This is a genomic window from Enterococcus sp. DIV2379 (genome assembly GCF_050542965.1).
Classification (GTDB): domain Bacteria; phylum Bacillota; class Bacilli; order Lactobacillales; family Enterococcaceae; genus Enterococcus_D; species Enterococcus_D entomosocium.
In genome coordinates, this window is the sequence record NZ_CP172938.1 from 3,226,224 (window position 1) to 3,250,122 (window position 23,899).

Genomic DNA, 23,899 nt, shown 5'->3' on the forward strand with positions numbered 1-23,899 from the left:
TTTTCTCAAAAAAATCTGAGTTTAAATAACACTGGCCATGGATATCCATGGCCTTTTTGAGTGGTCTCAAGGAGAGAGATCATGATCATACAAGCAATTGCTATTAAAAAAACCATCGGCGGGAATCCGTTATTTGAGGAGTTATCCTGCCAAATCGACGCTGGGGAAAAAATTGCCTTAGTCGGCATCAACGGAACGGGCAAATCAACCTTTTTACAAATCTTGACTGGCAGTGAAGGCGTCGATAGCGGCGTTATCAGCCGCCAAAAAGGCTTGAGGATCGGGACGGTCGAGCAAGAGCTGACAGTTTCTGAAGCAACCGTTACCCACTACCTGCTCCATTCTGCAGCTAACATTCAAGAACTCAAACAGCAAATGAGCCATTACGAAGCCTTGATGGCAGAACCCGATACTGATTTAGAGAAGTGTCTGATCCGTTATGGCGAGCTGCAGCAGCGCTTTGAAGAGCTGGGCGGTTATGGATTAGAAGACCGAATTTCCGCGATCTTACAAGGGTTAGGAATTCCCCATCGGCAGGACGCACGGTTAACAGACCTTAGCGGGGGTGAACGGGTCAAAGTCGCTTTAGCCAAAGTGTTAGTCACCGATGCTGACTTGCTGTTACTGGATGAACCAACCAATCACTTGGATCTTTCAAGTATCCGCTGGTTGGAAAATTATTTACAGAATACGAAAAAAGCGGTTCTAGTCGTTTCTCACGATCGACACTTTCTCGATCAAGTCACCACCAAGACCTGGGAACTGGAAGAAGGCGCCCTGATTGAGTATCCTGGGAACTATAGCCGATTTCGTGTCTTGAAAGAAGCTCGCTTGGCGGAGCTGACCAAAAATTACGAACTGCAGCAAAAAGAAGTCCAGCGACTGAAAGTCATGATTCGTCGATTTCGTCAGTGGGGCCATGAAGGAGACAATGAATCCTTCTTCAAAAAAGCCAAAGAATTGGAACGCCGCCTAGCGAAACTTACACTGGTCAAACCGCCAGCGCCCCCGAAAAATCGGCTGCAAGGCTTGGCAAATGGCGGAAAATCAGGCAAAGAGGTGTTCATCGTTCACGATTTGCACCAGCAATACGCCGGCCAAGTCTTATTCAAAGACAGCAGTTTTGCGGTCTACCGTGGGGAGCATCTAGCCATCATCGGCGACAATGGTACCGGAAAATCAACCTTACTCACATTACTTCTCGGTGAGGAGCTTCCTAGCGGCGGCACTATCAAGCGCGGCAGCAACTTACAGATCGGCTATTTGCCCCAGCAGCTGCAGTTTTCCGATCCCGAGAGCCGCCTATTAGCCTACGTCCATACATTGACAGGAAACGAAGAAACGGCTCGTCGGCAATTAGCCAAAAGTGGTTTTTATCAAGGTGATGTGGCCAAACGAATCAAAGATCTATCCGGTGGTGAAAAAATCCGGTTGGCATTACTGAAACTCTTTTTAGAAAAAATCAACGTCCTGATTTTGGATGAACCAACCAATCACCTCGACAGCTATGCCCGAGAAGAAATTGAAGAAATGCTGCAAGATTATCAAGGAACCCTGCTGGCAGTCAGCCATGACCGCTACTTTTTGCAGCAGCACTTCCAAGAAGCCCTGGTCATTGCACAGCAGCAGATCACACGCCAGCCACTAAGCCCATTGATTGACTAAGACATTGATTCGCAACAAAAAAACTTGATTTTCCTACAGTAAGCATGGGTTGTTCAATCCATGCATAGGCGGAAAATCAAGTTTTTATTTTTTGATCAATGAATGTTGCCGATCAAGTTGCGGATCGGTTTTCTAGCTAAATACAAGATGATGCCGACAACAACGGCTACTCCGCCGACGATGCCATAGTACATCCCTTCTGTTTGTGGTGTATAGAACCGAGCGATTTGCGCATTGATGGCTTGTGAAGAAGCGTCTGCTAACAACCAAATCGCCAAGGTTTGTGCTTCGAAAGCTTTCGGCGCTAGTTTGGTCGTCACCGACAAGCCCACAGGTGAAAGACACATTTCCCCCGCAATCATAATGAAGAAGCTCAATACCAACCATAATGGGCTGACCCGTTCTTCTACTCCAAACAAGAGGCTTGGCAGCATTAGCAATAGAAAGGACAAACCGGCTAAGACTAAACCGATGGCAAACTTCACTTCTGTCCGTGGCTGACGAGAGCCTAGTTTGGTCCACAACCAGACAAAGACAGGTGTCAGTAAGACGACAAAAAGTGGATTTAAGGTTTGATACAAACTTGCTGGAATATTGATGCCGAATAACGTTGATTGCGTACGGTCAGCAGCAAACAATGCCAAGATCGATGAGCCTTGTTCTTCTAAGGACCAAAAGACGATCGCTGACAAGAACAGCGGAATGTAGGCCAACACTTTTTTCTTTTCATCTGGTGTGACATCTTTCGAACGCAGCATTTTGGTAAAGTAGTAGATCGGCAAGAAAATACCTAAAACACTGATGAAGTTGATGAAGAAATCAACCGTCAGATGGCCCGTTGCAGCAGCTGCGCCAAACAACACTGCCAATGCGAGAAGAACCAGAACGACTGCTCGGAAGAAGGTTTTCTTTTCGGCTGCCGATAAGGGATTCGTTGGCGCGATCGCTACACTTTTCAACGTGGTTTTTCCTTGCACATAATACTGCACCAAACCGATAAACATCCCGATAGCAGCAATCGAAAAGCCTAAGTGGTAGTTGACCTCTTGTCCTAAGATCCCGACGATGATCGGTGCTAACAAGCCACCGATATTGATCCCCATGTAGAAAATTGAGAAACCAGCATCCCGACGGATATCGTCTTTGCTGTATAAATGCCCCACCATACCCGACACGTTGGATTTCAAGAGTCCGGTTCCGATGACGATCAGCATCATGGACACAAACAACGCTGGAATCCCTAAAGGTGTTGCCAAGACGATGTGTCCTAACATGATCAAGATCCCACCATAAAAGACGGATTTATTTGATCCTAAAAGACGGTCCGAGATCCAACCGCCAACAATACTTGACATATACACTAAGGAACCGTAAATCGACATGATCGCCACAGCCGTTCCTTTTGGCAACCCTAAGCCGCCGTTGGCAACTGCATCGTACATGAAGTACACCAAAATCGCCCGCATACCATAATAACTGAATCGTTCCCACATTTCCGTGAAGAATAACGTCGACAGCCCTCGCGGCTGACCTAAGAATGTTTTTTCTTTTTCCATATGTAATGGCCCCTTATAAAAATTAATGAAAATAAAATAGCGGAATTTTTCTGAAAATTCACAAATGCCAGTTTATTCCCATTTGGCAACTTTTACAAGGGTATTTCCCTGAGAACATCTTGTAAAAAAGGAAGGAAATTTAAATTAAAATGAAAGCAAAATGAGAAGCCATCCACCTAGGTGCAGTATGAGCCAATTTTCATATGTATAATTATTAAATTTTCTGTTTAAAAAATTAGAAAATGGTCTTCACCAATTTTTCTCTCTAGTCCCGTTTTGCGGACTTTCCTACAAAAAAACACATGCAAGCATTTCTCTTGCATGTGTTTCAGCTTCTATTCTAAGAAATGTTTTCGCTTAGCCGCGTAAACGTTCCACATCACGAGCGATCATTAATTCTTCATCTGTTGGGATCAAAAGTACTTTGACTTTTGACTCTTCAGTTGAGATCACTAATTCTTCGCCGCGTTTTGCATTTTGATCGGCATCTAATTCGCAACCAAACCAAGTCATGCCTTTGATAACTTCGCTGCGGACGTGGGCATCATTTTCACCGATACCAGCAGTAAAGACGATCGCATCGACACCGTTCATGGTCGTTACATAGCCACCGATGTATTTACGGATGCGGTCAGTAAAGACGTCATAAGCAACTTTGACTTCTTCTTTGTCGTAGTTTGCTTCTAGATCGCGCATGTCGCTGGAAATACCAGTTAAGCCTAATAAACCAGATTTTTTGTTTAAAACATCCACCATTTCATCGATGTTCAAATCTAATTTTTCCATTAAGTAAGGCAAAACAGCAGGATCGATGTCACCAGAACGTGTTCCCATCGTTACACCAGCTAACGGCGTGAAGCCCATTGATGTATCTACTGATTTTCCGCCGTCAACTGCAGTGATCGACGCACCGTTCCCTAGATGGCAAGTGATGATTTTTAATTCTTCGATTGGTTTGCCTAACATTTCTGCCGCACGCTCAGAAACATAACGGTGGCTTGTACCGTGGAAGCCGTATTTACGTACTTTAAACTCGTTATAGTACTCTAATGGCAAGCTGTATAGGTAATTGTGTTTTGGCATCGTTGCATGGAAAGAAGTATCAAAAACAGCGACACTGATGATTTCAGGCAAGATTTTTTTGAAAGCAGTGATCCCCATCAAGTTTGCTGGGTTGTGTAATGGCGCAAATTCAGCCAATGCTTGGATGCGTTCCATCACTTCGTCTGTGATCACAACTGAATCAGGGAAATCTTCTCCGCCGTGAACGACGCGGTGACCGACGCCAGTGATTTCATCATAAGCACCTAAAATGTTTAATTCGATCAGTTGATCCAATAACATTTTTACAGCTACTTCGTGATCGTTGATATCGATGATTTGTTCGAATTTTTGATCTTCCCCATATTTGATGGTAAAGATAGAATCTTTCAAACCGATTCGTTCAACGATTCCTTTAGCGACAACTGTTTCCTCTGGCATTTGATATAATTGCCATTTTAAACTTGAACTTCCAGCATTGATTGCGATTGTTTTTGACATGATGATCTCCTTATCCGAATTATATTACAGATTTGCTGCTTTCCAAGCCGCAAATTGTTCAAAAAGTTTTGTGATGTTCTTTGGTTCTTTCAGTGAGGCTAGCTTGACCAGCAAGACTTCTTCTGCTTGTTTGCTTGTCCCTCCGTGGTTTTGTAAAAGCAATATACTTTTACGTGAATGTTCATTTTTAAAGAGTTCTTCAGGAAGCTGAATCATTCCTTGCAAATAAACCTTTTCTTTCAGCCATTTTTTCAAAAATTCACTCTGTTCCGTTTCCAAGAAATTGCTTGGTAGTAAGAACAAACCGTAACCGCCAGCTTTGACATAGTTCATCGCTTGTTCCATCAACAAATGATGGGCGTAACTGTGTCCTTCTGGAGCCGCCGTAATAAAGCTGCGGGCTTTGTCATCTTGTGGGTAATAGCCCACCGGTAGATCGCTGATCGCCAGATCCATCGGTTCGATCAAAAGCTCTTGCAAGCCATCTTGATGGAACAAATGCAAGGGCGCTTTGGTCCATTCGCCAGTTGCAGCTGCGATCGCCAACAAGGTTTCGTCAATATCCACACCGGTTCCTTCTACTGGACGCTTGGCTAATTGCAGATTCAGCAAGACTGTCAATAAGAGATTCCCCATGCCTACCGATAAATCAAGAAGTTTCACTGGTTGATCGGCACTACTCAACTGCTCGATCAAATAGACGAATAAAAACCCAAGACTATCTGGTGTCAGTTGGTGATTGGCCTGCAGGCGCTCCGTTTGGCTGCCTTTCAACAAAACCAACTGCGCAAGCTTGCGTTTTTCTTCTGCCGATAGTTCCATTGCTCGAATTTCTTGATAGATGGTTTCTAAACGAGCAGCAGTTGCTTCATCTGGTACCCCATCGATCACGCGAACTTGGTATTGATCAACAAAATTTTCGATCGTCTCTACGTAAGCATCAAAAAAAGACGTTTCCAATGCGTTTTGAAGCAGTTGGATCGCTTCAACGGTCAAATGAAAAGACGTTTCCATTTTTTCTGCGGACATCTTGCACCTCTTTTCAAAACTATAACAACATATATACCTGTTTAATTTTAGCCGATTCATCCAAAATAATCAATCGCTTTCGTTTAGAATAATTTGTGAAGCTGTAAACATTCTTTTTCTATTTCTGTATGAAAAAGGATGGTCGAAACAACCATCCTTTTCCTGTACTATTCTTCTTGGTCATCTGTGTCTATTTCAGGCTGCTCTTCAGGCAACAAAAAGGTAAAAGTAAATCGCCGACTTTTGACATAGCATTCGATCTGTAAGCTCTGTCCTTGCCGTTCATAAGTCAACTTTCCTACATTATAAAACCGTGTCCCTCGATCTTCCAACTCGTTTTGCAAGAATTCCGCATGGAAAAGTTCACTCATAATACGGGCTTCATAGGTTTCAATGGTTTTTGTATAAAAAAGGGCTGTTGTGCGGCTGTTTTCTAACACCAGCAATAACATCAAGCTCAACAGCTGCACAAACAACAATGCTGTGAGTAAAATACCGCCTTTATGCCGCCTCTTGTGAGTGTATTTTCCATTGTCCAATTTTCTGGTCTCCATTCTCAAAGGAAACGGTAAAGCGGATCGCTGCGCCAATTTTCTCAAAAGACACATCTGCCACTTCTGTCAACAACGGTTGATAGCCATTGTTGTCCCGTTTCCGCAACACGCGGTTGATGCGATCGATCGTTACCGAATTGTTTTGACTGCTTCGCAAATATAGCGTGTTCTCGCTGACTGATAGATAGACACAGGTACTTAATTCCCGTTCCAACTGAAACAAAAAAACATGCCATTCTTGATCTTTGCGAGCCATGATCTGCTGATTGACCGGTGCGAGGTGCTTGACGATCCCGCTGATCATCAATAAGCAGATCGCCAATACCCATAAAGACAACAGACACTCCAACAAAGTAAAGCCTTTACTCTTCATACACAATCTCCCAGAGCTGTTCGCCACTTTGGATGCGTGCCTGTTGATGCTGCGCTGCTTGCCAAAAGCGAACTTGATAGACCGTCTGACGCTGCGTCGTGTAGGTAATGGTTGACGCATCAAAGGAGTGGTTCTGGACTTCTTCATACAGCACCCGCAGCATTTGGGCTTTTTCCTGCAATGCCGCACTTTGCGTCAGTGAAGCGGTCTGCATCGCTAAAAACAATAACACACAGGTTGCCAACACCCCAAAGCCAATCAGGCTTTCTGCTAAGATGAACCCGCTATTCAACGATTTTTTCATAGCGTCCGCTCCCAAATAAAAACTTATAGCTGATGGTTTGCTTTTTCTCCTGCCAATAGAAAACGATCCTTCGCAGACTGCTATTGTTGCCGGACTGACTACTAAAAAGAATATCGGGAAACGCCTGCATCGCTAGTTGAGGAGGGACTTCGATCTTGGTGACCGGCTCAGTTGCAGCGCCATAAAATGAAACAGTTGGCGTTGGCGCTGCTTGATAAACGGCTCGGGTTTGTGTGTTATCGATGATGGCCGATTGCTGTATGGTATAGAGGCCTTTTTCTAAGCGTGCACAAAAGCCTAAGACTTCAGCAGATCGTTGATAGTACTCGATGGCCACGACGGGAAAAAAGAGAAACATACTACTGACCATGAGAACCAAAAGGCTTTCTATTAAAGTAAAACCAGCAAAAGAGCAACGTCGACAGCCCTTAGTCCCCTTGCTCATAAATCGCATATTGCTCCTCAGATACATACCCTTCAGCGATCAATTCTTCTCTCGAGGGCTCCCGATTTTCATTCAGACGAAAGAGTTCGATCTGGGTTTCCACCACTTTCACGATGGCCGCATTTCCTTTCTCATCAATGATTCCTCTTTGCTTGGCAAGATTTGGGACAAACAACAAAACCAAAATACTGATCACTAATAAAACAACCAACATTTCAACCAATGTAAAGCCTTTTTTGACACGCCAAATCCCCTGCTTGCGAGAAGATGCGACTTTCTTTTCTATCATTCGATCACTCCTTGGATATTTCCATAGATTGGTAAAAACATAGCGGCATAGATCCCAACGATCATTAAAGCAACCAACAAAAAAATCAGAGGCTGAACCCAGTGAATAGCTTTTTCGATTCGTTGAAACAAGCGATCCATCAATAATTGACTGTATAAAAAAAGCTCTTCTCCTAACTTTCCCCGTACTTCTCCTTGAAAGACGATCAAAGAAAATTCTGGTGTGAGAAACGAGAAATGACGAAGTTTTTCTGGGAGTTCTCCGCCAAGTGTCAAGGTCACTCGCAACTCTCGCGCTAATTCTTGGATCAAGGTAGCTTTATTGGTGTGCTCCATACACTCAATGATCTGTTGGATATCTAACCCTTGCTGAAACAACTTGCCCCATTCCAATGCGAAAAAACTCGTGTGATAACTCGTGTACAATGCTCCGAACAATGGCAGGTGGCTGAAGAATACAGCTTTTTGCAAGGCAGTGCGGCGGGCAAATACCCAGCGGCTGATCACAAAAAGCAGCACACTTACCAACAAGAAGAGGATAAGTACTGCTGGTGCCCAAGTGATGGCGCGAATGCCCCAATGACCTTCGTCGATCATGCCAGAGGCTAACAATTGAGGCATTAAAAAGCGATGCATGCCAAAGAGAGCCGCCACTAAAAAGACCAGTAGCAAAAGCGGATAGGCCGCTACTTTGTACAGCAGCTGTTTTTGCTTGTTGACCAATTTGTGGTAGTCGACCATCCGCCGCAAGGTCGTCGTGAGATTCCCATGACTTTCTGCTAAATAAAGCTGATTTTTTTCGGTAGCCGATAAAGACAACGGCGCTACTGCAGCTGCCAAGCTTTGCCCTTGGGCAAGATGGGCAATCAGCTGTTCGATCACAGGTTCAGAAAACTGGCGACTGCGCAGCAACACTTGGAGGCTTTCTTGTAGGGAAAAGCCACTCTCCAATAACACCGTGAAGGTGACCAAGAGGGCTTCAGTTGCACGGCGTGGTAGCTGGGGCTTCTTTTTCATAAACTTCATCGGTGATCCACCCACTTTCTTTCACTCGTTTTAATACGTGCTGCCACTGTTTTTCCACTTGCCCCTCATAAAAGTGATACGCCAGCAATCCATGGGGTTCGTTGACTTCATTCGGCAACAATCGCTGATAAACGATCCCTTGCAACGCGTGCGCCAGAAGATCGTCTGCCCCTAGCAATTCCAGCAGCCGTGTCTTGGTTTCTGCTACGCCTCGTGCATGGATCGTGGCAAATACTCGATGACCTGTCAGAGCGGCTCGTACAGCGGCTTGCGCCGTCTCTTTGTTACGGATCTCGCCAATCAAAAGCAGGTCCGGACGATGCCGTAAAGACAAGCGAATCAATTCATCATAGTCTTGTCCGATTTTCAAATTGGTCTGCAGCTGTAAAAAATGCGGCTCTTCAATCTCCACAGGATCTTCGATGGTAATGACTTGTCCCTTGGTTGCCCGTGCTAATTGATACATGAGGGTCGATTTTCCTGAGCCAGTGGGACCAGAAAATAAATATAGGCCTCTTTGTTTGGTTGTCTGTTGGATCTGCTGGACGTCTTCTGCAAAAAAATAGCGCAGATGCTCCTTGTTCAAAGGATAAAGAAACCGCATCACGAGACTTTCACGCCCTTGATAATCACCCACCGTTGAGACGCGCAACCGCTGTAGCTGATCGCCTAACAGATAGCTGACTGCGCCTAACTGAGCTTTGCGCCGTTCTCCCACCTCCATTCCTCCTAAAAATTTGAAGCGGGTGATCAGCTGCTGAGCTTCTTCGTTGGTCAGTACTTGATAGGTCTTTCTGAGATAGCTTTTACTGAAAATCACCTCCATCTGTGTACCGCTAGGCAAAATGGTCAGATCCTGCATGCGTTCTTGTCTTCCATAAAGAATCAACTCGTCTGAGAATGCTCGAATATCCACGACTTATCCCTCCTAAAAAGAAATACGCAAACGCTTTGAGAATAGAAAAAAAAGATGAAGCAAATTTGCTTCATCTTTCATCATTCGTTTATTTCTGTGGTTCTTTTGCCACAAATTGGGCTTCCACCCGATAGATCCGCTGCCCGCGGCTTGAGAATTTTTCTTCATATTCCGTCATGATATTGTTCTCAAAGGAACTGTTATGCAAGTCCAACCAAACTTGTTTGATAATCATGCCGTATTGAGAAAAGCTCGCTAAGGAATACTCAAACAATCCTTGGTTATCCGTTTTGATATGGATCTCGCCGTTGGGACGTAAAATCTGCTCGTCGACTGCTAAAAAGGCTTTGGAAGTCAAACGGCGCTTCTCATGCTTCTTCTTAGGCCATGGATCAGAAAAATTCAAATAGATCTGGTCTACTTCATTGTCTGCAAAATAGTTGGTCAATGCGGAACCATCGACATGCAGCAGTTGCAAGTTCGGGATCTCCTGCTCGATCATTTTATCTAATGCGATCGAAACGACACTAATCTGCATTTCCACACCAATATAATTGATCTCGGGATGAGCTTTCGCCATTTCCGTAATAAATTGGCCTTTTCCCATTCCAATTTCGATATGCAGCGGGTGATCATTGCCAAAGCGTTCATGCCAACGCCCTTTCCATTCAGTAGGCTCTGCCACGACGTATTCTGGATGAGCGTCAATCAGCTCTTTTGCACCTGCACGTTTTCTTACTCTCATGTTTCTTCCTTTCCGAAAAAACAAGATGGAACCAAATTGCCTCGCTCCATCTTCTCTTCATTCGCTATAAATTCGTTTTAATTGTAAAATCTCTGCATTCATGGCTTTGTAATCGCCTCGCAGATAATATTTTTTGACCTCTTGCAGCATACTCAACAATGCGTACCAATAAATCTTTTCGATCACTTCGCTGCTGCTGTGGATACCATAGCGCACGAGCCAATGAGACCAGCCAGATAATGGCACATAGTGACCTAAAATAGTGCCGATATCGATTGCCGGATCTGCAAACATCACGGAATCCCAATCGACTAAATACAAATAGTTTTGACAAACTAGCCAATTTCGATAATTGACATCGCCATGGACGACCGCGGCTTTCTGCTCGTCAAAAGCTGGAATATTGGTTTTTAAATACTCGGTGACCAAATTAATAAAACGGTTTTGGGCGACCGCAGAAGGCAGCTGATCCTGATAATCCATCAGCATCTGTTCAGGCGATCTGACTTGTCCGCCGATTTTGCTTAGCATCTGTGCCAACGTTTTTGAATGATGCAAGTGATACAACACATCAATGACATCATTTCTTTGGCCGATTTCATCGGGATCTAAGACCCGTCCATCCAGCCATTCTTGTGCGGAGAGCGTATCCCCATTTCCCGTCCGTTTCGTCCAGACGAGTTTGGGTGCAATGCCCTCTTTAGAGAGTGCCGCAAGCATCGGGGTCGTATTTCGTTTGATAAAGACTTTGTCGTTGTCCTTGAGCCCGATATAGGCTTTCCCGGTGTCGCCTTTGATTGGCCGCATACGCCAATCTTGATCCAAGCGAATATCCATCCTAGCTTCTCTCCTTATTTCGCAGTACCTCTTATTCTAGCTTCCTAATGGGTCGCCGTCAAGCGCATATGCGTTCGCTTTTTGTAAGAGAGGCCACTTGTGGATCAGGCGTGCATTTTCTTTAATCGCCCTGGCAAGTAGATGCCTAAAAAAAGACCCGCAAACCCTAAGAAGCCAAGAAACGCGATACCGCCTTGCCAAACAAAAGGCAAGCGCAAGCAACAGATCACACCGAAAAGAACTGCGGTCACCAGTAAGAGTGCCCCAAGAATTTTTTTGATCGCTGCGGCTTTTTGTTTTTCTGGCACGGGATACAGATGTGTCAAAACCATGTATTGAAACTCATTGATCAAAGGAATCAGTTGGAAACCGATCAGATAAAGAAACAAGCAGCCGATCAGCAGACTGATCCAAAGCTCATCGACAAAGAATAAGACGAACCCACCAATCAAAGTCAAACGGACATAAAGCCCGCCATATTGCCCCCCACGGATCACTCGGCGCAAGTAAAGATAGAGGTACGTATTGCTGTGCACTGGTTTGATCTTTGCCAGCAGCCAGTCGAGGTATTTGCGCCGTTTGGCTTCCGTCGTGATTTGGGGAACATCTGTAAATAAGTTGATAAAACGATAGATACGCATTAAGCGCGACTGTTCGGCTTGGATCATATAGTCCCAATCCAAAAGCTGGCTATTGGCTTTCAGTCCAAAGAGGAACCAGATTGCTTGGAGGATGCTGATCCCCAATCCTAGCCAAGGTGCTACATAAATACTGGCAAGTGTGGCAGCAAACGTACTTGCGAACCAGATGCCTCGCTGCTGTTTGACTTGCTGCTGAGTTTCTTGATACAAACGAATCCGTTGTAGTGAAAGATCCCCCAGTTTTAAGAGCCACATCATCCCTAAAAAGTATGGGAATGAGGCAAAGGTGCTGTTTGCTGTGACCACGACCAAAGGCATCGTTGCCCCTACGGCTAAAAATAAAACCCCAAAGGGCAGCCAGAGGGAATAACGTAACGCTTGGCTGAGATAACTTGTCATTTGTCCTTCTTTGGCTAACAGAAAAATCAAATCTGCCGGTTTCGTCAGTGTCGCTAAGCGTCCCAGCGGTAAAACAAAGAGCCAAACAGCGACCACGATGATGCCGCCTAATGGAAACGGCCGCGGCAATGTTTTTAGCAATTCAGAATAATAGAGCCCCAGACCTCCGACTAAGAAGGTGCTGATCAAAGCAAAATGATCATTGAAGACATAGCGCAAATAGCGTGTCATCTGTTTTTGATGCCGCTGTAAGCGTTGCGAGAAAAACTGCTTCATGCTTGACTCTCCTTTGTCAGTGCGAGGTACAGATCATCAAGGGAGGCTTCTGGTGCTTGAAATTGGCTTCTTAGTTCCGCCAATGTCCCTTGTGCGCGGATCTCACCGTTATGCAAGAGGATGAATTTGTCACAATACTTCTCTGCGGTTGCTAAAATGTGGGTGGACATCAAAATAGATGCCCCGGTTTGTTTCATCTCATTCATCAGTTCCAATAACGCATTGATCGCTAAAGGATCTAATCCTAGAAAGGGTTCATCAATGATGTAGACACTCGGCTCAATCAAAAAGGCACACAGTACCATGACTTTTTGTTTCATCCCTTTTGAAAAGTTTGCCGGGAACCAATCGAGTTTGTTTTCTAAGCGAAAGGTTTTTAGCAGGCGTTCTGCTCGCTTCATGGCTTCTTCTTGTGGAAGATCGTAGGCCATCGCCGTCACTTCAATGTGCTCTCTTAAGGTCAATTCTTCATATAAAGAAGGGGTTTCGGGGATATACCCGATTTGTTTGCGGTATTGCTCTGGGTTTTCTTTAAGGGTCAAGCCGTCGATCGTGATGGTGCCGCTGTGAGGTTGCAGTAAACCGATGATTTCTTTGATCGTCGTACTCTTCCCTGCCCCGTTCAAGCCGATCAAGCCAACGAGCTCCCCATCGCCGATCGTAAAATCAATATTTTTTAAGACTGGCAGCTGATTATAGCCGCCTGTCACGTTTGCTACTTGTAAAGTCATTTTTTCCCTCCGATTCGCCTGATTATGGCTCTTTGTCAACGTAGGCTCTTTTTGTTCAATTCAGTCAGCTGGCAAAACAGTTGTTTATTTTTCTTTATTCGTGACTTGCAGGATAAATTCATTTTCTCCCACTGTAATGATTTCTTGCGCTAGTTCTTGGCTGCCAAAGCGCTCTTGCCACGTTTGTGCTTCGCTGGCTGGAAAAACGACCATTTGGATCGCACCAGCGGCAAGACGGGTGGTAAAGGCTTGGACAGCGGCTGGTTCGGCATAAGAAACCAGGCTGATCCTCAGCTCTTCTTTTTGATACCCTTGGTCTATTGCCCATGCTTCAACGGCTGCTTCCAATTCACTTTGCACCGCAGGGTCCATTGCTGTTTCAGTGACAATGGCGGCATTGACTACTTCTTCTTGCGGACGTGTCAGAGAATAAGTGATTGAACCAGCAAACACCACAAACAGCGTGATCGCGATCAACCACTCTTTATAGGCATAGGCTAAGTAGCGAAGCTTCGCTGAAGTCGTTGTTTTTTTCTGTAAGGTTTCTTTAATGATCGGTTTCATAGGTTCCTTCTTTCCAAATGATTTCTGATATTAAGTCTAGGGTTGTTGGAATCTAAATGCAAGCGTTTCTCGCTTGCTTTTCGCATTTCTTTAAAAAAGCGCCTTTGTTGAAGGAACAGTTGCCTTGTTCCGACTTTTTCAAAGAGGAAACCAGACGAAAAAAAGCAAAATATGGTAAAGTAGAGGTAATAGATCAAGGAGGTTTTTTACAATGGAAAATTGTATTTTTTGTAAAATCAATAATCGTGAGATTCCTAGCTACAAAGTCTACGAGGATGAGCAAGTCTATGCCTTTTTAGATATTTCCCAAGTCACCCCTGGTCATACATTGGTCATTCCCAAAACGCATGTGACGGATATTTTCGAGTACGATGAAACGTTGGCAGCAGCGGTTTTTGCCCGTATCCCTAAGATTGCTCGGGCGATCGAAAAAGCATTCCCTGAGATCGAAGGCTTAAATATCATCAACAACAATAAAGAATTGGCGTACCAATCCGTCTTCCATTCCCATGTCCATTTGATTCCTCGCTACAGCAAAGACGATGATTTCAAGATCCATTTTGGCAATCACGCAGACAATTACACGGGGGAAGAGCTAGCGGCAATCGCCGAAAAAATTGGAAAGCAGGTGAACTAAATGATCGGTAATTTTCTTAAAGGACTTTTGTTCGGTTCCATTGCCGGCGGCTTAGGCGGTTTGCTTTTTGCACCAAAAAGCGGCAATGAAACCCGTGAAGAATTGATTCGCTATTTAGATGACACGACAGAAGCGACCTTAGAATTCAATGACAGCGTCAAACAGCTCAAAGATGCTGTGATGGTAACCCGCAAAACGATCGACGAAACGATCCCAGTTGTGACCGAATCTTTCACGAAAGATTTGGAAGCCTTCAAATTCCAAGCACAACCGCGCCTTGCTCGGATCAAAACCCAAATGGAACAATTGAATCAGCACATCACGACGATTCAAGCCCAAAGCGCAGAGGACGACAAACAAATCGAAAATTTGTAGTTTTTATGAATTTTGTTTGAAACATCCGCTGTTTTCTTTCCAACCATTTCTAGAAGTGGTATAGTAAGTGCAGTGATTATTATGAAACTTTTTAGAATTAGGAGTGCTTAAACGAATGAAGAAAAAATTAATTTTAGTAGCAGTCAGTGCAATGAGTCTTTTTGCATTAGCGGCTTGTGGTAACTCAAGTGAGGAAATCGCAACAATGAAGGGCGGTAAAATCACTGTTCAAGATTTTTATGACAAAGCAAAAACAAGTACAGAAAATCAACAAGCGTTGCGTGAAATGATCGTCTTGAAAGTCTTTAATGAAAAATACGGCGATGACGTAACGGAAGAAATGATCGACGAACAATTCAACAACGTGGCTGAGCAATACGGCGGCAGTGATTCCTTTGAATCAACATTGACTGCCTCTGGTTATACGGTAAAATCTTACCGTGCAGAATTGAAACAACAACTTGCGTTACGTGAAGGCTTAAAAGCCAACATGGATATCACTGATGAAGACATGAAAACTGCTTGGGATTCTTTCCACCCTGAAGTAGAAGCACAAATCATCAAAGTAGCAAGTGAAGATGATGCCAAAGACGTCTTAGAAGAAGCGAAAAAAGATGATGCAGACTTTGGCGAAATCGCTAAAGAAAAATCAACGGATGCGGCAACAAAAGAAGATGGCGGAACGATCAAATTCGATTCTACTTCATCAGCTGTACCAAGTGAAGTAAAAACAGCCGCTTTTGACTTAAAAGATGGTGAAATCTCTGAAGTGATCTCTGCAACCAACACGTCAACTTACACGACGGAATACTATATTGTGAAAATGGTGAAAAACCAAGACAAAGGCAACGATATGGATAAATACAAAGATGAATTGACTGAAATTGCTCAAAACACTTTGTTGAATGATTCAACCTTTATGGCAGCAACGATCGGTCAAGAATTGCAAGCAGCTAATGTGAAAATGAAAGACTCTGACTTAGCAGACTTGCTTGCTGATTACATCACAGCGGCCGAAACAGAAGATTCAACTGCTGACTCTTCTGCTACCGATGCAACGGACAGCTCAGCGGCAGATTCTTCTGCTACTGATGCAACCGATGATTCTACTGCAACGAGTGAGAGTGCTACAGATTCTTCTGCTGAATAAACGAAAAAAGAAGTGCCGTCGTAGCGGCGCTTCTTTTTTTATGCTAATTAGGTTAATATTGCCGATTCAGCTACTTTTTCCAACATCTGAAAAACCACGCTAAGCAAGCCTAGCGTGGTTTTTGTTCTTTCCGTCATTCACTTTAGTTGATCGTGCTACAAGGTCACCGCTACACTTCTTTCGGTACATAAAAACTCCGATTGTCCATGCCAAAAATTCGGTCTGTGTATTGACCAGGTTCCGTTAAACGAATCGACGTCAGCATCATTTGCATGGAAGCATCCAAATTATCGATCTGATGGAGGATCTCCGCTTCCATTATGCGGGGGCGAACAGGTGACCCATATTCTAATAAGCCATGGTGGGCTAAAACCATATGCCGCAAAACAACGATATCTTCTTCTTTGTCATCAAATTTCAAAGCCATACAGGCTTGCGTGATTTCTTCATCCACTAAGACCAAATGCCCTACTAGATTCCCCGCCAAGGTATACTCTGTCGTCATCGGACCTGTCAACTCGATCACTTTTCCTAAATCATGCAAAATGATACCCGCATACAGTAGTGAAGCATTCAATTCAGGGTACTCTTTGACGATTGCTTTTCCTAACCGCAGCATAGTGGTCGTATGATACGCCAATCCACTGGCGAAGGCATGGTGATTGCGCTTCGCAGCTGGAAAGTCAAAGAATTCCTTTTTATACTTGTTCAGTAAGAAACGGACGATTCGATTCCAGTGAGGATTCGTGATCTCAAACAAGGTTTGACTGATTTCTTCTTCCATCTCTTCTTTTCGCAAGGGTGCTTTTTCCATGTATTGGCTTGGTTCATGGGGCTCTTCCGGTTTCGCTAAACGCAAATGCATGATTTTGACTTGCGGATTGCCTTGGTAGACCTCCCGTTTTCCATCTAGCAGTACTACTTTCCCGGGTTCAAAACGGGCGATTTCTTCATCTGATGCATCCCAGAACTTTCCGTCGATCGTGCCGGATGTATCTTGAAAGGTGAAGGCAATAAATTTTTTGCCGTTTTTCGCGATCCGCACATCGGCATTCTTGATCAGCAAGAAAAGTTGAAACGTTTCATCAACAGTTAATTCACGAATTTTTTTCATGGGCTTATTTGGCCGATCAGCCAAATCTTTCACTTCCTTTACTCAGATCCTGGATAGGCTGCTGGTACTTCTGATAATAGCTTACCATTTCTTGGTCAGAAGACAAACAAATTACTTGATAACTTTGCCCAAACTCTTTTAACATTGCGGCAAACCGTTCCTTACGAACACTATCATAATGCAGCCAACCATCATCAATAATGATTGGACACAATGGGTGATTTTTTTGCAGTGCTAGATAACCGAAGCGTAACGCCATGATTAACTGATCCTTCGTGCCTGTGGACAGGTCGATGATCGAAAACGTCTCGCTGGCATTTGCCGCTACCAACAAGCCATTTTCCAAAAGAATCTTTTGATAACGTCCGTTTGATAGCTGTTCAAAATAGGTTGAAGCAGCCGACAATAGCTGCGGCAATTGCTGTTCTGACAACTCGGTCGTGACATCCGTTAAAATCGAAGCCGCCAACTGACGACTCCCCCATGCCACAGCAAGTTCTTCAATGACCGCCTTTAGCTCACTTTCTTCTTGATAAAGCTGATTCAAGGTGCCATTTTTTTGACTAGCTGCTGCTTCTAATTCCAAACGCTGTTTTTGCTCCGTCAACTGCTGTATTTGTGCCTGAAGCTGTGTTTGCTGCTGCTTGATCTGGTCTTTTTGCTGCAGCAATTCTGCTTGCGTCACTGGTTTAGGATAAATCGGTGTTAACATCACCGCCAATTCTTCTGCTCGCTGCTGCGTGCGTTGCGCCGCTTCCCATTGCTTCAACCAGAGGCTGATTTCTGCAGGGTGATCTAAGCCTTGTTGCTGTAAGAGATCACTGGCCTGGGAAAGTAGCTGGTCGCGTTCATTGCGGGTGCGGGTCAACTGTTGGGCCAGCAGCGTGCTAGGTTGTTGCAGTCGTGAAAGCTTGATTGTTTGCATCTCTTCATGAAATTTCTGCAAGATCGCTGCTTTTTCTAACAAGGTTTTGTTTTGCAACGGCAGCCACTCAGCATAAGGTCGGAACTGCTCGTCAAAGGGTGCCAGTTCTTCTGCGACGGCTTGCCGTTCTTGATAGGCTTGTTTGCGCTGCTGTGAGTAGGCTTGATAGCTAGCAACATCTTCATCATAGGCTAATAAATACGACTGCCAGCTTTCCACCGGCAAATTACCAAAAAAGGGTGTCAGGGCTTGGTGGGCACGATCGATCTGCTGCTGCTTTTGCTGCTGTTCATTTCCCAGCTGCGCCAACTCTTCTCCCAGCAGATCCAGCTGCATGAGAACCGTCTGCCATTCCTGTTTGATGCCTTGCTGTTTGTTTGGCGCTGCTTTCATCAACGGCAAAACACTGCCAATGATCGCTGCGATCCCTACACCTAGAGCAAGCCAGCGCCACGGACTCGGCAAAAAGATACCGATCACTACTAGCAGCCCACCGACGATCCCTAGCGGCCATAGCGGGCGAGAAACCGGCTTGCGGCCAATCAATTGAGGATGCTGCTGTTCTAAGCGAGCTGCGGTGGCTTGCAAAGGCTGCGCTTTTTCTTCTAAACGCATCATGCGCTTTTCGAGCTCTTCTAACTGCACACGTTCTTGTAGTAAACGTGTGGTTTGTTCATGGATCGAAGCCGTTACTAGCGGCGGCGATTCTCTACTCCATTGGCGCTTTTCGACCAAGCGATTCAGCTCCGTGATGGCGACGGCTTCTTGTTGATTGGCCGCTGCTTCACGATCTGCCAAACGCGCCATCGTCACTTGCTGCTGCAGCAAGTGATTGATTTGGTGCTCGTGATCAAGGTAAAAGAAATACTTATCTGATTCTTTTCCTTGCTCCAACTGATCTAATTCAGCTTCTTTTTTGCGAATTTCTTCCGTCAGCTGCTGATACTGCTGATAAAACTGTTTGATGGCTTGGACTTGCTGAGGATCGGCTAACGTATCTGCTGGTGCCATTTGCTGCCACTCTTCATAAAGCCCCCAATGACTCAGCTGCTGCTGATTTTCCTGATAGGCTTCATTCAATGCTTGAAACTGGTATCGCAAGTCTTGGATCTGTTCTTGCAACTGGGCGATCTGCTGATACTGCTGTTGGATGCGGCTTTCTTCGCTTTCCTTTTCCGCAATCGTTTTTTGCAGTTTTTCTAATTGTTTTAACGCCTGATTCAAAGGCAGCTTTTGCCCCCGTGGCTTGTATTGCTGCTGATTGATGGTTTCATATTGTGCCACTTGCTGCAGCATTTTTTGACTGCCGCTGATTCCCAGAGAAATCAACGCTTGGTGCAGCTCATTTTCTTCTAGCTTATCGATCTGGGTCAATTGCTCTTGCTGAAAGGTAAAGACATCGAAGAACAATGCTCGATTGAGGGGCTGCAGGTGTTGTGCCAGCCATTGCTCATCGACCGTCTGACCAGCGACATGGACTTTGGCACGACCGCGGTCTACATGCCGATAGCGTTCCACGATCACTTCGCCGAAGGGTTCCAGAGCCAACCATAACTTGCCACCGTAAGCTGCACCGTTTTTGGGGGTATAGTCTTTTTTCTTGGCTGTCTTTTTCGGAAAGCCAAATAAGATGGCGGCAATAAATTGATACAACGTCGATTTTCCGATCTCGTTGTGCCCAAAGAGCAGCTGATTTTGCGGATGAAAGGCAAAGCTTTGTTCATGGTATTTCCCAAAACCGGTAATCTCTGCTTTTAAAATTCTCATGACTGCTCCTCCCATTGAAAGTCGTCTTTCAACAATTGCTTGGCTTGCTGCAAGACTTCTTCTTGAAATAATTCATGGGTGATCCCCCGCTGGATCAGCGGATGCTGCAATAGATCGGACAGTCGGTCCGCAAAGATCTCTGGTGACTCATACATCGCTAAAAACTGCAGCATATAGTCTTGTGGTACCGCCAATGCGATCTTGTCTTCATTGGCTTGCTCGACTTCAAGGGCATAGATTACTTGCAGCGGCTCTGTTTGTGCCAACCGTTCATTGAGGTAGGTCAGCCATTCATTTTTTTCCGCAGCTGGAAACCAATCTGGCGGCAGCTGCTGCACATCGGTCAACACCAGATGCAGCAAGCGCGAACGAGGACTTTTTAAGCGCTCGATGATCGCTAGCAATACGGCATTCGAGGCGGTCACATCCGCTAAGGAGACCACTTGCTTTTGCCAAGCGATTTCCGCGATCTCCAAGCGCTCGATTGTTGGTCCTTGTGGCGATAATTCTGCCAAAATCACCCCAGTCGCCTGCTCTTTCTTGGTCTTTCCTTGAGGCGTACCGGGATAGAGGATCGGTGGTTGCTCTGAGAGCGTCTTAGGTACATGGATGTGCCCCAAGCCCCAATAATCATAGCCTTTTTGCTTCATTTCACTGATTGAAAAGGGGGCATACCGTTCACCGGCTTGATCCCCGTGGTAAAGCCCAATATGGTAATCCACCGCTGCTCTTGCGGGAAATTCTGTTACTTTATTTTCAGCGATCCAAGGATGTTGGTAGCTAAATCCACTGATTGCATAGGTTTCACCGTTTTTCGTTGTTCCTTGTACCGTTTGAACTTCTTCCGATGAAAAGAGAATGACGTTTTCTGGAAAAGCAAACCAATACCGTTGCGGATCATAATAATCATGGTTGCCGAAAATCATATAGACTGGGATCTCTGCTTCTCCCAGTCGTTGCAGTTGGGCAAAAAAGTCATGCTGCACTTTTAGACTCGGCCGTGCTTGATGGAATGTATCCCCAGCCAGCAAAACAAAATCGACCGCTTTTTCTAAAGCAACATCCACCAAATTACGGATGATTTTTTGATTGATAGCAGGGAGTTGGGTCTTCACTTTTTCAGATAACAGATGGACCCCTTCAAATGACCGGTCGATATGCAGGTCTGCACTATGTAAAAATCGCATTTCTTTCTCCCTCCTTAATGCTTCTATCATAACATTTATCAGTCATTTCGTCAGCAAAATACGAAAATTTGTTCGCCTTTTTCATAAAAAAAACCAAAGAAGCGCTTTTGAAACTTCTTTGGAAACGACTCTTGCAGTTGCAGCCAATTTCTCTGAAGTTTCACTTGCTTCTTTGGTCTTTGTTTGTTGGCGATTACGCTTCGTATAGATCTCTTACAGGACCCATGATGATGCGGTTCAAGTCATTGGCCACTAAACTGAAGGCTTGCTCTTTTTGCATCAAGTCAGAAACGATGCCGTCTTGTTGAATTTTTTGCGATAATTCTTGGGCTTTTTGCGCTTCTTCTTCCGTCATTTCTTCGCCAGCCATCATTTTTTGTTGCAGGCTTTGTTGCAACTCTTGAAACTCTTTGAATAACGCGTACGCTTCTTCATTTGCTTTCAAACGGTCGAAAGAACCTTTCAGATCTTGAAATTGTTCTGACTCCCGTAATTCACGTTCTAATTGGTTTGCTGTATCATAAATATTTGCCATTTTGACGCCTCCTCTTTTTTTCTAGTATACCATTCTTCTCAGGTTCTAGACTAGCAGTTGCCTAATTCCTTTAATTTCCACTAATGGAATTCCACAAGCCGCCAAACAATTCTTTCGTTCCTTCTTTGATCTTGCTGCCGAATTCCTTCATACCTTCTTTGGCGCTTTCGGCAAAGTCATCGATGGTTTGTTGCCAATCATTGCTATTTTGTGACGTACTGCTATCAGGATCTGGTACCTCATCGGCTGCCATTAATTTTCCGCCTGTCCAATAAGCGTCTGCAACTTGGAATTGGGTGCCTTGACTATAAGGCAGTAAGCTTTCGGCCTCTGCTTTAAATATTTTCCCAACAACTTGTCCGCTAGTTCCCGTTAAGTAATGATCTTCACTCACATGTTCAAATCCTAGCCAGGTTGACAGAACCATATCAGGAGTATAGCCGACGATCCATTGGTCATTGACCTTAGAAGCATCAAAGTTGGTCTCTGTCGTACCCGTCTTACCGGCGATCGTAAAGCCGTACGGACTAGCACTAACCCCCGTCCCGTTAGAGAAGGTTCCTAGCATCATGCTCGTCATTTTATCAGCGGTCTCTTTAGAAATCACGCGTTTGCCTTGCACAGACGTATTGTCAACGATCACGGCACCAGTTGAATCAACGATTTTGGTGATCAAATGCGGTTTGTAGTAATACCCGCCATTAGCGAAAACGCCATACGCTGCTGCCATCGTCATTGGAGATTCCCCTTTTTCCAAACCACCTAATGCTAAGCCATAATATTTGTCGGATTCGGTCAAGGAAAGACCGAATTCTTGTGCTTTGCTATACCCGCGATCTAAGCCGATCTCATGCAGCAGCCAAACTGCTGGCAGATTCAAACTTTGGGCGAGGGCTTGGTACATGACTGCTTCGCCAGCATAGGTCCCGTCAAAGTTTTGAGCATCATAAAAATCAAGGGGCTCGTCTTTCAGGACACTGTCCGGTTCAAACCCAGCTTCTAGGGCAGGGGCGAAGACGCTGATCGGTTTGATCGTGGAACCTGGTGAACGTTTCATTTGCGTGGCAAAATTAAATCCTCTAAAGACGTGCTCACCACGACGACCCACCACCGCTTGCACCCCACCGGTATTCGGATCAAGTGCAACAGAGCCAGATTGCACCATCGTGCCATCAGCGGCATTTTCAGGGAACAAGGCATCGTTTTTATAGGCAGCTTCCATTTGTGCTTGGTAGTTTTGATCCAGGGCTGTATAGATCTTGTAGCCGCGATTCATGACATCATCGGCGTCCAACCCATAGGATTCGGCTTCGTCGATGACCGCATCGAAATAATAAGGATACTTATAGCCAGATTCTGAATTGCCAAATCCATCATAAAGTAAATTGGCTAAGGCAACTTGTGATTCTTGGTCAGCAACGGACTGGTCCAACTTGCCGTTATCCACCATCAAACTCAAGACGGTGTCGCGACGGTTCGTGGCGTTTTCCAGATTGTCGATCGGGTTATAGATCGAAGGACCTTTGAGCATCCCCACCAACGTCGCAGCTTCTCCCACGCTTAGTTCAGAAGCATTGACACCGAAATATTTTAGCGAGGCATCTTGAATGCCCCAAACCCCGTTACCGAAATAGGAACTGTTCAAATACATTTCTAAAATCTCATCTTTAGAATATTTCTTCTCGATCTCGATCGCTAAGAAAAGCTCCTTGGCTTTTCGACTAAAGGTTTGATCCAAGGACAGATAGGCATTTTTAGCAAGCTGCTGGGTGATGGTACTTCCCCCACCGCCTTCGGCACTGCGGTTGACCAGCATACGTAGGGCTGCCCGAGCGATCCCTTTGATATCAAACCCGTGGTGATTATAGAAGTTGCGGTCTTCAGTTGAGATCAAGGCGTTGACCACATCACTGGAGATGGCATCAAGAGAAACGTACGTGCCTTTTTGCGAGTACAACTGCCCTGCTTCATCACCATTGGCATCAAAAATCACCGTCGATTCTTTCAGACCTGACTCTAATTCACTGACTTTCGTATTTTTGGCGATATAAAATAAATACCCGCTCATGATTAAGATAGCAACTAAACTAAGTAAAATAAAAATTTTATTTACGTGGTATTTTTTCCAAACCCGCTTGCGCCATTGATGAAATTGCTGCAAATACGGTTTTAACCAGCGCCAAAAGGTCAGCCAACCGGTCTTTATTTTGTGAAGGATGTGTTTCCAATCCATTACTTCACGCTCCTTTGGTTAAGTGTAGCATAAATGACTTTCTTTGTTATACGGCTCTAGACGTAATTTCATTCGAAAAGAATGC

The 23,899-nt window shown here is 44.8% G+C and carries 24 protein-coding genes; 4 read left to right on the top strand and 20 right to left on the bottom strand.

Features of this window, described 5'->3' with window-relative positions:
- Positions 1 to 81: 81 nt before the first annotated feature.
- The gene (gene abc-f, locus IGI92_RS14775) at positions 82 to 1,665 is read left to right on the top strand and encodes a ribosomal protection-like ABC-F family protein (protein ID WP_301388156.1); all 1,584 of its coding nucleotides are present in this window, start codon (positions 82 to 84) and stop codon (positions 1,663 to 1,665) included.
- 95 nt (positions 1,666 to 1,760) lie between these two features.
- Here abc-f and IGI92_RS14780 read toward each other — a convergent pair whose 3' ends face one another.
- The 15 genes from IGI92_RS14780 to IGI92_RS14850 all read right to left on the bottom strand — a co-directional run bounded on the left by IGI92_RS14780 (position 1,761) and on the right by IGI92_RS14850 (position 13,891).
- A complete protein-coding gene (locus IGI92_RS14780) occupies positions 1,761 to 3,221 on the bottom strand; it encodes a peptide MFS transporter (protein ID WP_005227746.1) in 1,461 nt (486 codons plus the stop codon).
- Positions 3,222 to 3,578: 357 nt separating this feature from the next.
- Positions 3,579 to 4,763 (bottom strand): acetate/propionate family kinase, encoded by a 1,185-nt coding sequence (locus IGI92_RS14785; protein WP_005233419.1) that lies wholly within the window; start codon positions 4,761 to 4,763, stop codon positions 3,579 to 3,581.
- A 24-nt stretch (positions 4,764 to 4,787) separates the two neighbouring features.
- On the bottom strand, positions 4,788 to 5,792 hold the full coding sequence (locus IGI92_RS14790; protein ID WP_005233418.1) for a class I SAM-dependent methyltransferase: 1,005 nt from the start codon (positions 5,790 to 5,792) through the stop codon (positions 4,788 to 4,790).
- 167 nt (positions 5,793 to 5,959) lie between these two features.
- Positions 5,960 to 6,331 carry a competence type IV pilus minor pilin ComGG gene (gene comGG, locus IGI92_RS14795; RefSeq protein ID WP_008382038.1) on the bottom strand — a complete coding sequence of 124 codons (372 nt, stop codon included), beginning with the start codon at positions 6,329 to 6,331 and terminating at the stop codon, positions 5,960 to 5,962.
- Positions 6,294 to 6,719, bottom strand: coding sequence for a competence type IV pilus minor pilin ComGF (gene comGF, locus IGI92_RS14800; RefSeq protein WP_005233416.1), 426 nt, complete (start codon positions 6,717 to 6,719; stop codon positions 6,294 to 6,296). The genes comGG and comGF overlap by 38 nt, the downstream gene beginning before the upstream one ends.
- The gene (locus tag IGI92_RS14805; protein ID WP_005233415.1) at positions 6,709 to 7,023 is read right to left on the bottom strand and encodes a hypothetical protein; all 315 of its coding nucleotides are present in this window, start codon (positions 7,021 to 7,023) and stop codon (positions 6,709 to 6,711) included. Before IGI92_RS14805 ends, comGF begins: the two co-directional genes overlap by 11 nt.
- Positions 7,004 to 7,468, bottom strand: a complete 465-nt coding sequence (gene comGD / locus IGI92_RS14810) for a competence type IV pilus minor pilin ComGD (RefSeq protein ID WP_005233414.1) — start codon at positions 7,466 to 7,468, stop codon at positions 7,004 to 7,006. The genes IGI92_RS14805 and comGD overlap by 20 nt, the downstream gene beginning before the upstream one ends.
- Positions 7,452 to 7,757: a competence type IV pilus major pilin ComGC gene (gene comGC / locus IGI92_RS14815; RefSeq protein WP_005233413.1), complete on the bottom strand. Its 306-nt coding sequence runs from the start codon at positions 7,755 to 7,757 to the stop codon at positions 7,452 to 7,454. The genes comGD and comGC overlap by 17 nt, the downstream gene beginning before the upstream one ends.
- Positions 7,754 to 8,782, bottom strand: a complete 1,029-nt coding sequence (gene comGB / locus IGI92_RS14820; protein WP_016612983.1) for a competence type IV pilus assembly protein ComGB — start codon at positions 8,780 to 8,782, stop codon at positions 7,754 to 7,756. The genes comGC and comGB overlap by 4 nt, the downstream gene beginning before the upstream one ends.
- Complete coding sequence (gene comGA / locus IGI92_RS14825) at positions 8,736 to 9,698, bottom strand: competence type IV pilus ATPase ComGA (RefSeq protein ID WP_061053364.1); 963 nt, start codon at positions 9,696 to 9,698, stop codon at positions 8,736 to 8,738. The genes comGB and comGA overlap by 47 nt, the downstream gene beginning before the upstream one ends.
- Before the next feature lie 88 nt (positions 9,699 to 9,786).
- Complete coding sequence (gene trmB, locus IGI92_RS14830; RefSeq protein WP_301388159.1) at positions 9,787 to 10,443, bottom strand: tRNA (guanosine(46)-N7)-methyltransferase TrmB; 657 nt, start codon at positions 10,441 to 10,443, stop codon at positions 9,787 to 9,789.
- Positions 10,444 to 10,500: 57 nt separating this feature from the next.
- Positions 10,501 to 11,280, bottom strand: coding sequence for a phosphotransferase family protein (locus IGI92_RS14835; protein ID WP_430607296.1), 780 nt, complete (start codon positions 11,278 to 11,280; stop codon positions 10,501 to 10,503).
- A gap of 104 nt (positions 11,281 to 11,384) precedes the next feature.
- Complete coding sequence (locus IGI92_RS14840) at positions 11,385 to 12,596, bottom strand: ABC transporter permease (RefSeq protein WP_061053365.1); 1,212 nt, start codon at positions 12,594 to 12,596, stop codon at positions 11,385 to 11,387.
- Positions 12,593 to 13,327: an ABC transporter ATP-binding protein gene (locus IGI92_RS14845; protein WP_005233406.1), complete on the bottom strand. Its 735-nt coding sequence runs from the start codon at positions 13,325 to 13,327 to the stop codon at positions 12,593 to 12,595. Before IGI92_RS14845 ends, IGI92_RS14840 begins: the two co-directional genes overlap by 4 nt.
- Before the next feature lie 84 nt (positions 13,328 to 13,411).
- On the bottom strand, positions 13,412 to 13,891 hold the full coding sequence (locus IGI92_RS14850) for a hypothetical protein (RefSeq protein WP_005233404.1): 480 nt from the start codon (positions 13,889 to 13,891) through the stop codon (positions 13,412 to 13,414).
- Between the two features lie 211 nt (positions 13,892 to 14,102).
- Between IGI92_RS14850 and IGI92_RS14855 the strand changes: the two genes are divergently transcribed.
- From IGI92_RS14855 to IGI92_RS14865, 3 genes are all read left to right on the top strand, one after another.
- Entirely contained in the window at positions 14,103 to 14,528 is a 426-nt protein-coding gene (locus IGI92_RS14855) for an HIT family protein (protein WP_016620009.1), read from the top strand.
- Positions 14,529 to 14,903, top strand: a complete 375-nt coding sequence (locus tag IGI92_RS14860) for a YtxH domain-containing protein (protein ID WP_005227717.1) — start codon at positions 14,529 to 14,531, stop codon at positions 14,901 to 14,903.
- 115 nt (positions 14,904 to 15,018) lie between these two features.
- Positions 15,019 to 16,053, top strand: coding sequence for a peptidylprolyl isomerase (locus tag IGI92_RS14865; RefSeq protein WP_430607299.1), 1,035 nt, complete (start codon positions 15,019 to 15,021; stop codon positions 16,051 to 16,053).
- A gap of 169 nt (positions 16,054 to 16,222) precedes the next feature.
- On the opposite strand, the gene IGI92_RS14870 is transcribed toward IGI92_RS14865, so the two are convergent.
- The 5 genes from IGI92_RS14870 to IGI92_RS14890 all read right to left on the bottom strand — a co-directional run bounded on the left by IGI92_RS14870 (position 16,223) and on the right by IGI92_RS14890 (position 23,814).
- Positions 16,223 to 17,167, bottom strand: a complete 945-nt coding sequence (locus IGI92_RS14870; RefSeq protein WP_034872173.1) for a 3'-5' exoribonuclease YhaM family protein — start codon at positions 17,165 to 17,167, stop codon at positions 16,223 to 16,225.
- 16 nt (positions 17,168 to 17,183) lie between these two features.
- Complete coding sequence (locus IGI92_RS14875) at positions 17,184 to 19,859, bottom strand: AAA family ATPase (protein ID WP_042890488.1); 2,676 nt, start codon at positions 19,857 to 19,859, stop codon at positions 17,184 to 17,186.
- Entirely contained in the window at positions 19,856 to 21,046 is a 1,191-nt protein-coding gene (locus IGI92_RS14880) for a metallophosphoesterase family protein (RefSeq protein WP_301388160.1), read from the bottom strand. Before IGI92_RS14880 ends, IGI92_RS14875 begins: the two co-directional genes overlap by 4 nt.
- Before the next feature lie 193 nt (positions 21,047 to 21,239).
- The gene (locus IGI92_RS14885) at positions 21,240 to 21,581 is read right to left on the bottom strand and encodes a YlbF family regulator (RefSeq protein ID WP_005227708.1); all 342 of its coding nucleotides are present in this window, start codon (positions 21,579 to 21,581) and stop codon (positions 21,240 to 21,242) included.
- Between the two features lie 70 nt (positions 21,582 to 21,651).
- Positions 21,652 to 23,814, bottom strand: a complete 2,163-nt coding sequence (locus IGI92_RS14890; protein WP_008382020.1) for a PBP1A family penicillin-binding protein — start codon at positions 23,812 to 23,814, stop codon at positions 21,652 to 21,654.
- Positions 23,815 to 23,899: the final 85 nt, after the last annotated feature.